We start from the raw sequence: 11584 nt of genomic DNA on the forward strand, positions 1-11584 counted from the left end.
CGGGCACACGTCGATGCCGGTCGGCGCAGCACGCGACGACCGGCCGTGTGGGGGCGGCGGTGACGGACGGAGAGGTGGGAGACGCGCGGCAGGGGACGCCGCGCGGACGAAGCGGCCGTTGTGGACGGCGGACGCGGGCACGTGGCCCGGAGCTCAGCCCGGGAGTTCCCGGTGCAGCGGCCGGCAGTCCGTGCGGCCGCACCTACTGTGCTCGTCGTCGGACATCCGGCTCACCTCCCTCGTGGACAGTCGGGGACCAGTGAACCGTACCGAGCTGCAACGTTCAAACGGTTGTGAGAATGTTTGACGCTCGTCACCCCGTCGCGGAAGGAGACCGTTGACCCCCGATCCCCCGTCGCAGGACCTGTTGCACGACACCGCCTCCGCCTTCGGCATGCTCTCGGCCACCGTCCGGCTGCACATCATGTGGCTGCTGGCCGACGGCGAGCGCGACGTCGGCGCCCTCGCCGAGGAGCTCGGCCAGTCCGTCGCGACGGTCAGCCACCACCTGGGCAAGCTCAAGGCGGCCGGGTGGGTCCGCGTCCGCCGCCAGGGCCGCCACCGCGTCTACCTGGCCGACGACGACGGCGTGATCGACATCGTGCGCCGCGCCGTCGCGCACCAGCAGACCCTGCGCCACGCCCCGGCCGGTCGCCGGTCACGCGGCGCCTGAGTGTCGGTCCCCTGCCCTACGGTCGCCGGCGTGCCCACCGAACCGGTCCCGCGCCCCGCCGACCTGGACGCCGTCCGCGCGTCCTACGACCGCGTCGCCGACAACTACGTCGCGATGGTCGTCGACACCGGGATCGGGGACGTCCGCGCCCATCCCTGGCTGCGCGCCGCGATGGACGTGTTCGCCGACGCCGTCGCCGGCCGCGGGCCGGTCCTCGACGTCGGCTGCGGGCCGGGGCAGGTCACCGCCTACCTGGTGGAGCGCGGGGTGGACGCCTCGGGTGTGGACCTGTCCCCCGCGATGGTCGCCCACGCCCGTCGCCTGCACCCGCACTGCTCGTTCGCGGTCGGTTCGGCCACCGAGCTCGACGTGCCCGACGACTCGCTCGCCGGCGTGCTCGGGTGGTGGTCGCTGTTCAACCTGCCCCGTGACGTCCTGCCGCACGTCCTGGCCTCCTTCGCCCGGGCGCTGGCCCCGGGCGGACGACTGATCCTGGCCACCCACGCCGGCGATGGCGACCTCGTCCGCACCGAGGGCTACGGCGGCGTCCCGGTCACCTGGACCACGCACCTGTGGCGGCCCGAGCGGCTCCGCGCGCTCGTCGAGGACACCGGGCTGCGCACCGAGGCCGAGCTCCGCTTCCCCGCCGAGGGGGCGAGCGGGTCGGGCGTGGTGCTCGTGGCCGCGGCGCCGCAACCGGCAGGATGACCCCGTGACCGCCCCCGTGCCCGACCGCACCACGGTCCCCGGTGCCGAGCTGCTCGCACCGCAGGTCGACCTGCCGCTGACGCCGGAGGAGGCCGCCTACGTCGCGGCCGCCCGCTCTCCGAACACCCGCCGCGGCTACGCCTCGGACTGGCGCGAGTTCAGCGGCTGGTGCGCCCGGAACGGCCACGCGCCACTGCCCGCCGCCCCCGAGGCGCTGTCCGGCTACATCACCGAGCTCGCCGGGGCCGGGGCCAAGGTCGGGACCATCAGCCGTCGACTGTCCTCGATCCGCTTCGTCCACGTCATGCGCGACCTGCCCGACCCCACCGACGCCCGCCGCGTCACCGCCGTGTGGGAGGGCATCCGCCGTACCCACGGCGCGCCGCCGGTCCGGGCCCGCGCCCTCATGCCGCCCGATCTCGACGACGTCGTCGCCGCGTGCGGGTCCGGGACCGACCTCGCCGGCCTGCGCGACCGGGCCCTGCTGCTGGTCGGGTTCTTCTCCGCGCTGCGCCGCTCCGAGCTGGCCGGACTCACCGTCGCCGACGTCGCCGAGCACCCCCGCGGCCGCGTCCTGTCGATCCCCCGGTCCAAGACCAACCCGTACGGCACCGAGCCCGAGCTCGTGGTCCTCCCGCACGCGCACCGGGCCGCGCGCTGCCCGGTCACCGCGCTGCGGACCTGGCTCGAGGCCGCCGGGATCACCGAGGGCCCGGTGCTGCGCAAGGTCACCCGTGGCAACCGGGTCACCGACCGCCCGCTGCACCCGGAGTCGGTCAACGAGATCGTCCAGCGTGCGGTCGCCCGCGCCGGCATCGGCCCCGGCCCCTGGTCGGCGCACTCCCTGCGCGCGGGCCACGTCACCTACGCCCACCAGCGCGGCGCCTCCGACCGGGCCATCGCCCACCAGACCCGGCACCGCTCCCTGGCCACCGTGGGCACCTACATCCGTGTCGACAACGCCTGGGAGGACAACTCGGCCGCCCTGCTGGCAGGGTTGTAGCGGTGCCTCTCCACCCACCGATCGAGCCCTACGACACGGGCGTCCTCACCACCGACGACGGCCAGGCCCTGTACTGGGAGACCTGTGGGAACCCCGACGGACGCCCGGTGCTGTACCTGCACGGCGGCCCCGGCTCGGGCTGCTCGGCCGGGGCACGCCGGTACTTCGACCCCGAGCGGTACCGGATCGTGCTGTTCGACCAGCGCGGCTGCGGCCGCAGCAGGCCGCTCGCGTCCGACCCCGACGTCGACCTGGAACGCACCCCGACCACCCGGCTGCTGCTCGACGACATCGAGCGGCTCCGCGAGCTGCTGGCGATCCCCTCCTGGGTCGTGAAGGGCGGTTCCTGGGGCAGCACCCTCGCGTTGGCCTACGCCCAGGCCCACCCGCAGCGGGTCGAGGCGCTACTGCTCGCCGCCGTCGCGACGACGACCGAGCGGGAGGTCCGCTGGATCACCGAGGACATGCGCCGCATCTTCCCCGCCGCCTGGGACCGCTTCGCCGAGGCCGTGCCCGCCCCGCTGCGCGGCACCCGCCTCGTCGACGCCTACGCGACCCTGCTCGCCGACCCCGACCCGGCCGTCCGCGAGCACGCAGCCCGCGAGTGGTGCCGCTGGGAGGACGTCCACGTCTCCCTCGTCCCGGGGTACCGGCCGAGCAGCCGCTACGAGGACCCGGCGTTCCGGCTCGTGTTCGCCCGGCTGGTCACGCACTACTGGCGGCACGCCGCGTTCCTCCCCGACGGCGCCCTGCTCGACGGGGCGACCCGGCTCGCCGGCATCCCCGGGAGCATGGTCCACGGCCGCTACGACGTCAGCGGGCCCCCGGACATCCCCTGGGACCTGCACCGGCGCTGGCCCGGCAGCGAGCTGCGGATCATCGACGACGCCGGGCACGGTGGTGCCGGAGCGTTCACCGACGCCGTCGTCGACGCCCTCGACCGGGCCGCCGACCTGCCCCGCTGACCCGGACCGACCACACCGCACATCGCACGGGAGATCCCGCAGCCCGGGCTCCCCGGCCGGCGCCGACTCCCCCGGCTCTTGGCGGTGTGGTTGTCGTCGTTTCGTCGACGATCTGTTGGCGTCAATGAATCATTGTCATCGGAGGTCAGGACACGATCCGACGGTCGGCGAGGAGACCGCGCGATGCGCTCCGGCACGGCGGGATGCGGCGCGGCGGGATGCGGCGCGGCGGGATGCGGCGTGGGCGCGGCGGCATCACCGAGGGCCCGACAGGAGCACCGCCTCCGCACGCGGCAGCCGGGCCGCACCATGCCGACGACTTGTTCCCGCAGCTCGGCGATGCCGGGAACACCATCCGTGCAGGTCCCCCTGCGTGGGGCCGCCACGCTCCCGGCGACGGGCCCCGCGCCGGACCCCGCGGAGTCCGGCCACCCCTCCCCCGTCTCCACGTCCGGCAGGTGTCGCCGTTCGATTGACCACGCGCGGGCGTCAATGATTCCTTGACAAGGTGGGCGGGACGCCGTGGCCGCCGGGACGGCGGACCTGGTGTGACGCCGGGCCTTGACCTGAACCTCGATCGAGGTCGCAGGCTCTCGCGAGAACCCCGTCAGAGGAGCATCCGATGGACCTCACCCCGCCCGTCTCCTGGTTCGAGCAGGCCTACCGCGACGGCGATCCGCCCTGGGTCATCGACGAGCCGCAGCCGGCCGTCGTCGCGCTGGCCCGCGACGGCGCCGTCACCGGGACCGTCCTCGACCCCGGGTGCGGCACCGGCGAGCACACGATCCTGCTGGCTGGGCTCGGGTACGACGTGCTCGGCGCCGACGCCGCCCCGACCGCGGTGCACCGGGCACGCGAGCGCGCCGCGGCCGCGGGGGTGGACGCGCGGTTCGTCGTCGCCGACGCACTCGCCCCGGACGGCCTCGGCCCGTTCGACACGGTGGTCGACAGTGCCCTGTTCCACCTGTTCGACCCCGCTGACCAGGCCCGCTACGCCCGCGCGCTGGCCGGGATCGTGCGCCCCGGCGGCGTCGTGCACGTGCTCGCCCTGGCCCGGACCGGCGCCGCCGCCGAGTTCGGCCCGGTGATCGACGCGGCCGACGTCCGCACCGCGTTCACCGGTCCGGACTGGTCGGTGGAGACCGTCACACCGGCGTCGTACCGGGGAGTCGTGACCGCCGCCCTGGCGCAGGCCTACGGTGAGCCGGCCGGGACCAGGGTCGAGGTCCCCGCCCACCTCGCCCGGGTACGGCGCCGCTGATCAGCCCGACCGGGCGGGCCGCCGCTGCGGCACACAGCAGTCGACCGCACAGGGTGCCCCGTTGCGGGTGCACCCCGCCGACGGGCCGCTGCCCAGCCGCCGGGCGGGCGCGTCGTCGGTGTGCTCCCGCACGAGCTCGACCACCATGTCGGCGAACCGCGGGTCGGGCCCGGCGGTGGCGGCCCGGGCGAACCCCATGCCGTGCTCGGCGGCACGCTCGGCGGCCTCGTTGTCGAGGTCCCACACGACCTCGACGTGGTCGGACACGAACCCGACCGGCGCGACGACGACCGCGGGCACACCCTTGGCGTGCAGGTCGTCGATGTGGTCGACGATGTCGGGCTCCAGCCACGGCACCTGCGGCGGACCGGAGCGGGACTGCCAGACGACGTCGAACTCGTCGACGCCCAGCTCGGCGGCGACCAGCGCGGCGGCCTCGGCGACCTGCCGGGAGTAGCGGTGCCCGCCGTCGGCCGGGGTCCCGGCCGCCGCGTCGGCGGAGGTGGGGATGGAGTGCGCCGTGAACACCAGCCGCGCCGCCTCGCGCCGGTCCTCGGGCAGCTGCGCCCACGCCGTCCGCACGGCGTCGGCGTTGGCGCGCACGAAGTCCGGGTGGTCGTAGAAGTGGCGCAGCTTGACCAGCTCGGGCGCCGCCTCGCCGACGGCGTCGCGGGCCCGGGCGATGTCCTCGTGGTACTGGCGGCAGGCGGAGTAGCCGCCGTAGGCGCTGGTCGCGAACACCAGTGCCCGCTCGACGCCGGCCTCGGCCATCTCGCGCACGGTGTCCTCGGCGAAGGGCCGCCAGTTGCGGTTGCCGAAGTACACCGGCAGCTCGGTGCGCGCGGCGATCGACGCGATCAGCTCGCGGTTGCGGGCGTTGATCGGCGAGACCCCGCCGAAGTGCTGATAGTGCTCCTCGACGGCGTCGAGGCGCTCCGGCGGGACCCCGCGGCCCCGGGTCACGTTCTCCAGGAACGGGCGGACCTCGTCGGGGGCCTCGGGGCCGCCGAAGCTGAGCACCAGGATGGCATCGGGGTCGGGGCAGGACTGTTCGGGCACGACCCGATTATCGACGCCTTCCCGCGGGCGCGCTCCCCGGCCTCACACGCCGACGGCGTGCACCCCGCCGTCGGCCATGATCATCGATCCGGTGGTGGTCGGCATCCAGTCCGACAGTGCGGCGCACACGGTCTTCGCGACCGGCACCGGGTCGTTCATGTCCCAGCCGAGCGGGGCACGCTTGTCCCACACGTCCTCGAACGCGGCGAAGCCCGGGATCGACTTGGCGGCCATCGTCTTCACCGGGCCGGCGGCGACCAGGTTGACCCGGATGCCGTCGCGGCCCAGGTCGCGGGCCAGGTAGCGGGTGACCGACTCCAGCGCCGACTTCGCGACGCCCATCCAGTCGTAGGCGGGCCAGGCCTGACGGTTGTCGAAGTCCATGCCGACGATCGAGCTGCCCGGACCGAGCAGCGGCTTGCACGCCATCGCCAGCGACTTCAGCGAGAACGCCGACACCTGGATCGTGGTGGCGACGTCCTCCCACTGCGCGTTCAGGAACGCACCCTCCCCCAGCGCACCCGCCGGGGCGAACCCGATCGAGTGCAGCACGCCGTCGAGGCGGGGCTCCTCGCCCAGGTGCGGGGTGATCCGCTCGACGAGCGAGTCCAGCTGCTCCTGGTTCGACACGTCCAGCTCGACGACCGGGGCGGGCTTCGGCAGCCGCATCGCGATCCGCTCGACCAGCCGCATCCGGCCGAAGCCGGTGAGCACGACCTCGGCGCCCTGCTCCTGGGCGATCTTGGCGGAGTGGAAGGCCAGCGAGGCATCGGTGATCACACCGGTGATCAGCAGCCGCTTGCCGTCGAGCAGTCCCATGACGTCCTTTCGAGAGTTCTGCGGGGGCCCGGACCCGGGGCCCGGTGTCGGTGTTCGCGCGTGAGCGCCGATCAGTGCCCCATGCTCAGTGCCCCATGCCCAGGCCGCCGTCGACCGGGACGACCGCCCCGGTGACGTAGCCGGCGCCGGGCGAGGCGAGGAAGGCGACGACCGAGGCGATCTCGCCGGCGTCGGCGTAGCGGGAGAGCGGGATGGTCCCGAGGATCTCCTCGCGCCGCTTCTCGGGCAGCGCGCGGGTCATGTCGGTGTCGACGAAGCCGGGGGCGACGACGTTCGCGGTGATGCCGCGGCTGCCGAGCTCGCGGGCGACCGAGCGCGCGAGGCCGACGAGCCCGGACTTGGAGGCGGCGTAGTTGACCTGCCCGGCCGACCCGGAGAGGCCCACGACCGACGACACGAAGATCATGCGGCCCTTCTTGGCCTTCAGCATCCCGCGCGAGGCCCGCTTCGCGACCCGGTAGGCGGCGGTGAGGTTGGCGTCGACGACCCGGGTGAAGGACTCCTCGGACATCCGCATGAGCAGGCCGTCGTCGGTGATGCCGGCGTTGGACACCAGCACCTCGACCGGTCCGTGGGCGGCCTCGACCTCGGTGAACGCGGCGTCGACGGACTCGGCGTCGGTGACGTCGCAGTGCACCGGCAAGAGCCCGTCGGGGATGTCGTCCTTCCCCGAGCGGTAGGTCACCGCCACCTGGTCGCCCTCGGCCGCGAACGCCTGCGCGATCGCCAGGCCGATGCCGCGGTTTCCTCCGGTCACGAGCACGCTGCGTCCCACGGGGGGTGAACCTAACGCACTACCGGTCGGTACCCGCGAGCGGAGATCACCCTCACGGCAGCCGCCTGCCGAGCAGGATGCCCGCACCGAGCCCGCCGATCAGCAGCACGAACCCGCCGATCATCCACGGTCTGCTCGCGTCGACCTCGCGCTCCTCGTAGCCGAGCTCCTCGGACAGGTCGGAGTAGACCGCGCGCAGCTCGGACTCGGTGGCGGCGGTGAAGAACCGGCCACCGGCGAGCTGCGCGATGCGCTCCATCGAGGCGTCGTCGACGGGGACGGGGGTGCGTCCGCCGTCGAGCTCGATCGTGCCGTAGCTGGTGCCGAAGGAGATCGTGGACACCGGGATGCCGCGGTTGCGCGCCTCGGCGGCCGCGGTGAACGAGCCGCGCGGCTCGTTCTCCCCGTCCGGACCCGGCACGGTCTGGGTGCCGTCGGAGAGAAGCACGATCCGCGCCGGAGGCGGCACCCCCTCCGCGTCCGGGCCGCCCTGCAGCGACCGGGAGAACGTGTCGATGGACTGCATCGCCGTGAAGATCGCCTCGCCGGTCGCGGTGGACTCGGCGAGCTGCAGGTTGTCGACGCCGTTCTTGACCGCGCTGCGGTCGGTCGTCGGCGAGACGAGCACCGCCGCGGTCCCGGCGAACGACACCAGCCCGAGGTTGACGCCGGGGGTCAGCTGGTCGGCGAACTGCTTGGCCGCGGCCTGCGCGGCGGCGAGCCGGGTCGGCGCGACGTCGGTGGCCTTCATCGACAGCGACACGTCGATCACCAGCATCACCGTGGCCCGGTTCCGCGGCACCTTCGCCATCGCCTGTGGCCCGGCGAGCGCCACGGTGAGCACCGCCAGCGCCGCGATCAACGCGATCGCGGGAAGGTGCCGCCGCCGGCCCGGCCGCTTCGGGGCGACCGACTCCAGCAGCTCCAGGTTGGTGAACCGTACGACGTCGCGACGGCGCCGGCGCAGCAGCCACACGTAGGCGACCGCCAGCGCGGCGACGACGAGCAGCCCGAGCAGCCACCAGGGGGCGGTGAACGTCACGCGGGCCTCCGCGGGGCCGCAGTTCCGTCGGGCGGGAACGCTGCGCCGTTGCGCGGGGCCGCTGCGCCGTTGCCCGAGAACGCGGCGCCGCTGCGTGGGGCCGCTGTGCCGTTGCGCGGAGACGCGGTGTGCTTGCGGGCGACGGCGAACCGCACGATGTCGGCCACCCAGTCGGTGTCGGTGCGCAGGGTCAGGTGCCCGGCCCCGCAGCGACGCAGCGCCGCGGCCACCCGGTCGCGGTGCTCGGAGGCGGCGGCGGCGAACTCGCGGCGCAGCAGCGGTGTGGTGTCGACCTCGCGCTGACGCCCGGTCTCGGGGTCGGCCAGCACGACGGTCCCGACGTCGGGCAGCTCCAGCTCCCGCGGGTCGACGACCTCGATGGCGAGGAGCTCGTGGCGCGCCGAGAGCGCCCGCAGCGACCGCTCCCAGGTGGGCTCGCCGAGGAAGTCCGAGACCACCACGACCAGCCCGCGCCGGCGCGGGGGGCGGCGCAGCTCGTCGAGTGCGCCCGACAGGTCACCGCGGGTGCCCTCGGGCGCCGACGGCATCGTCGCGACCCGGCGGACCAGGCCACGGGCGTGCGCCAGGCCACCGCGGGCGGGCAGCCGCAGCGTCGACTCCCCGTTCGCGACGACGGCGCCGAGCCGGTTGCCGCCCCCGGTCGTCAGCTGGGCGACCGCGGTCAGCCCGGCCAGCGCCAGGTGCCGCTTGTCGGTGCGGGCGGTGCCGTAGTCGATGCTGCGCGACAGGTCCACCACCGCCCAGGTCTCCAGCTCGCGGTCGGCGACGGTCTCGCGCACGTGCGGGGCGGTCGTGCGGGCGGTGACCGACCAGTCCATCCGGCGGACGTCGTCACCGGGCTGGTACGGGCGCGCGTCACCGGGCTCGGTGCCGGGGCCGGGCAGCAGCCCGATGTGGTTGCCCTGGAGCAGGCCGTCCAGCCGGCGCCGGACGGTGAGCTCCAGGGTCCGCAGGGAGGCCTCGAGCCGGACGAGGTCGGCGGACCCCGCCGTCACGCCGGACCCTGGCCGGCACCCGGTGCGGGCGGCCACGCCGACGGCGCACCCTCGGGCGCTCCCCCGGGCCGGGCGCTGACCTGCGGCAACGGCACGGTCTGCAGGACCCGGGTGACGATGTGGTCGACCGGCACCTGGTCGGCGATCGCGTCGTAGGACAGCACGAGGCGGTGCCGCAGCACGTCCGGGGCGACCTCCAGCACGTCTTGCGGCAGAACGTAGTCGCGGCCACGCACCAGGGCCAGCGCGCGGGCGGCGGACACGATGCCCAGCGACGCACGCGGCGAGGCCCCGTAGGCGATCCAGGACGCGACGTCGGACAGGCCGTGCTCGGACGGCAGCCGGGTCGCGACGACCAGCCGCACGACGTAGTCGACCAGGGCGTGGTGCACGAACACGTCCGCCGCGGTGCGCTGCAGCCGGACCAGCTCGTCGGGGGTGAGGACCTGGGAGGCCACCGGTGGGGTGGACCCCATCCGGTAGATGATCTCCCGTTCCTCCTCGACCCCCGGGTACTCGATGATCAGCTTGAACAGGAAGCGGTCGCGTTGGGCCTCGGGCAGCGGGTAGACGCCCTCGTTCTCGATCGGGTTCTGGGTGGCGAGCACGAGGAACGGGTCGGGCATCGGGTGGTCGCGACCGGCGAGGGAGAGCTTGCGCTCGGCCATCACCTCGAGCATCGCCGACTGCACCTTCGCCGGGGCGCGGTTGATCTCGTCGGCCAGCACGAAGTTCGCGACGACCGGGCCGAGCTCGACGTCGAACTCCTCCCTGCCCTGCCGGTAGATCCGGGTGCCGAGGATGTCGGCGGGCACCAGGTCGGGGGTGAACTGCAGCCGGGAGAAGCTCCCCCCGACGACCCGGGCGAAGGTCTCCACCGCGAGGGTCTTCGCGACGCCGGGGACGCCCTCCAGCAGCAGGTGCCCCTTCGCGAGCAGACCCACCAGCATCCGCTCGACGAGCCGGTCCTGGCCGACGATCACCCGCTTCACCTCGAGTACCGCACGCTCGAGCCGCTCGGCGTCGCGGGCGGGGGTGATCGGGTCCGGGCCGGTCGAGGCAGTCGTGCTCACGGTGCCATCCCACCGTGTCGGCCGTGTGGATCCGGTGAGGCGTGCCGCTCCCCGCCCGCCAGCGGGCCGACCGCAGGGTCCTGCGCGGTGAACCGGAGCGTCATCGCCAGGTAGTCGCGCAGCGGCACGGTCCGCGGTGCCGCCCGGTGCCGGGTCCAGACCGCGTTCGCCCGGGCCGGGGTCAGGTCGTGGGCGTGCGCGACGACGGCCCGCGCCTCGCCCGGACCGATCTCGCGACCGGCCAGCGCGGCGAGGGCCGCGGCCAGCTCGGCGGCGCGGTCGTCGTCCACGGCCCCAGCAGAGCAGACACCCCCGACAGTTCCGGGCCGCTCACTCCACCAGCAGGAACACGATGGCCGCGACCCCGATCACGACGATCGCGCTCCGCAGCACCGCGGGCGACAGCCTGCGCCCGACCTTCGCGCCGAGCAGCCCGCCGACGATCGAGCTGACCGCGATGATCCCGACGACCCTCCAGTCGACCGGCGCGACGACGGCGTAGATGGCCCCCGCGACGATGTTCACGACCGAGGCGAGGGTGTTCTTGAAGGCGTTGAGCCGCTGCAGCGGGTCCGCGAGGAGCAGCCCCATGACCCCGACCAGCATGATCCCCTGTGCGGCGGTGAAGTAGCCGCCGTAGACGCCCACCAGGAACACCAGCAGGTAGAGCACCGGTGAGCCGGACCGGTCGGGACGCGGCCGGTCCCGCAGCCGGCGGGCCAGCAGCGGTTGCACGGCGACCAGCAGCACCGAGGTGCCGACCAGGACCGGCACGATCGTCTCGAACGCGTCCGGCGGCAGCGACAGCAGCAGCGCCGCGCCGACGACCGCCCCGAGGAACGACGCGACGGCGTACTTCGCGAGCCGGCGACCGTGCCCGGCCCACTCCCTGCGGTAGCCGACGGCGCCGGTGATCGACCCCGTGATCAGGCCGATGGCGTTCGACGTCGTCGCCGTCACCGGCGGGAAGCCGAGCGCCACCAGCACCGGGAAGGTCACCAGCGTCCCGGACCCGACGACGGTGTTGATCAACCCCGCCCAGACTCCGGCCAGCGCGATGACCCCGACCTCCCACCACTGCATCGGGCCACCCTACGAACCGCACGGCGGACGACCCGCCGCCCGTGTCTGCGTAGGGCTTACGCACAGTGCGTAGGTGTCTCTACGAC

13 protein-coding genes are annotated in these 11584 nt (G+C 74.3%); 5 read left to right on the top strand and 8 right to left on the bottom strand.

The annotated features are described in order from the left end of the window. The first annotated feature begins 337 nt into the window (after positions 1-337). The 5 genes from Ae717Ps2_RS13560 to Ae717Ps2_RS13580 all read left to right on the top strand — a co-directional run bounded on the left by Ae717Ps2_RS13560 (position 338) and on the right by Ae717Ps2_RS13580 (position 4610). Complete coding sequence (locus tag Ae717Ps2_RS13560) at positions 338-673, top strand: helix-turn-helix transcriptional regulator (RefSeq protein WP_075306213.1); 336 nt, start codon at positions 338-340, stop codon at positions 671-673. Between the two features lie 30 nt (positions 674-703). Next, positions 704-1381 carry a trans-aconitate 2-methyltransferase gene (locus Ae717Ps2_RS13565; protein ID WP_075306212.1) on the top strand — a complete coding sequence of 226 codons (678 nt, stop codon included), beginning with the start codon at positions 704-706 and terminating at the stop codon, positions 1379-1381. A gap of 4 nt (positions 1382-1385) precedes the next feature. Continuing rightward, on the top strand, positions 1386-2384 hold the full coding sequence (locus Ae717Ps2_RS13570; protein WP_083695952.1) for a site-specific integrase: 999 nt from the start codon (positions 1386-1388) through the stop codon (positions 2382-2384). 2 nt (positions 2385-2386) lie between these two features. Further along, positions 2387-3349, top strand: coding sequence for a prolyl aminopeptidase (gene pip / locus Ae717Ps2_RS13575; protein ID WP_075306211.1), 963 nt, complete (start codon positions 2387-2389; stop codon positions 3347-3349). Between the two features lie 622 nt (positions 3350-3971). After that, positions 3972-4610, top strand: coding sequence for a class I SAM-dependent methyltransferase (locus Ae717Ps2_RS13580; RefSeq protein ID WP_075306209.1), 639 nt, complete (start codon positions 3972-3974; stop codon positions 4608-4610). Here Ae717Ps2_RS13580 and Ae717Ps2_RS13585 read toward each other — a convergent pair whose 3' ends face one another. From Ae717Ps2_RS13585 to Ae717Ps2_RS13620, 8 genes are all read right to left on the bottom strand, one after another. Continuing rightward, positions 4611-5669 carry a ferrochelatase gene (locus Ae717Ps2_RS13585; protein WP_075306208.1) on the bottom strand — a complete coding sequence of 353 codons (1059 nt, stop codon included), beginning with the start codon at positions 5667-5669 and terminating at the stop codon, positions 4611-4613. It lies immediately after the preceding gene. Positions 5670-5711: 42 nt separating this feature from the next. After that, on the bottom strand, positions 5712-6488 hold the full coding sequence (gene fabI / locus Ae717Ps2_RS13590) for an enoyl-ACP reductase FabI (protein WP_020627584.1): 777 nt from the start codon (positions 6486-6488) through the stop codon (positions 5712-5714). A gap of 85 nt (positions 6489-6573) precedes the next feature. After that, entirely contained in the window at positions 6574-7284 is a 711-nt protein-coding gene (fabG, locus tag Ae717Ps2_RS13595) for a 3-oxoacyl-ACP reductase FabG (protein WP_020627585.1), read from the bottom strand. A gap of 52 nt (positions 7285-7336) precedes the next feature. Further along, positions 7337-8326 carry a VWA domain-containing protein gene (locus Ae717Ps2_RS13600; protein WP_075333466.1) on the bottom strand — a complete coding sequence of 330 codons (990 nt, stop codon included), beginning with the start codon at positions 8324-8326 and terminating at the stop codon, positions 7337-7339. Then, positions 8323-9342, bottom strand: coding sequence for a DUF58 domain-containing protein (locus Ae717Ps2_RS13605; protein WP_233147551.1), 1020 nt, complete (start codon positions 9340-9342; stop codon positions 8323-8325). Before Ae717Ps2_RS13605 ends, Ae717Ps2_RS13600 begins: the two co-directional genes overlap by 4 nt. Beyond that, positions 9339-10415 carry a MoxR family ATPase gene (locus tag Ae717Ps2_RS13610; RefSeq protein WP_075306204.1) on the bottom strand — a complete coding sequence of 359 codons (1077 nt, stop codon included), beginning with the start codon at positions 10413-10415 and terminating at the stop codon, positions 9339-9341. The genes Ae717Ps2_RS13605 and Ae717Ps2_RS13610 overlap by 4 nt, the downstream gene beginning before the upstream one ends. Next, positions 10412-10705 (bottom strand): hypothetical protein, encoded by a 294-nt coding sequence (locus tag Ae717Ps2_RS13615; protein WP_075306202.1) that lies wholly within the window; start codon positions 10703-10705, stop codon positions 10412-10414. Before Ae717Ps2_RS13615 ends, Ae717Ps2_RS13610 begins: the two co-directional genes overlap by 4 nt. 40 nt (positions 10706-10745) lie before the next feature. Further along, positions 10746-11498, bottom strand: coding sequence for a sulfite exporter TauE/SafE family protein (locus Ae717Ps2_RS13620; protein ID WP_075306200.1), 753 nt, complete (start codon positions 11496-11498; stop codon positions 10746-10748). Positions 11499-11584 lie beyond the last annotated feature (86 nt).

Source organism: Pseudonocardia sp. Ae717_Ps2 (assembly GCF_001932475.1).
GTDB lineage: Bacteria > Actinomycetota > Actinomycetes > Mycobacteriales > Pseudonocardiaceae > Pseudonocardia.

Bases quoted from the DNA above. Each gene is read 5' to 3' on its own strand.
- Ae717Ps2_RS13620 (WP_075306200.1), bottom strand. From the start codon at position 11,498: ATGCAGTGGTGGGAGGTCGGGGTCATCGCGCTGGCCGGAGTCTGGGCG.
- Ae717Ps2_RS13580 (WP_075306209.1), top strand. From the start codon at position 3,972: ATGGACCTCACCCCGCCCGTCTCCTGGTTCGAGCAGGCCTACCGCGAC.
- fabI (WP_020627584.1), bottom strand. From the start codon at position 6,488: ATGGGACTGCTCGACGGCAAGCGGCTGCTGATCACCGGTGTGATCACC.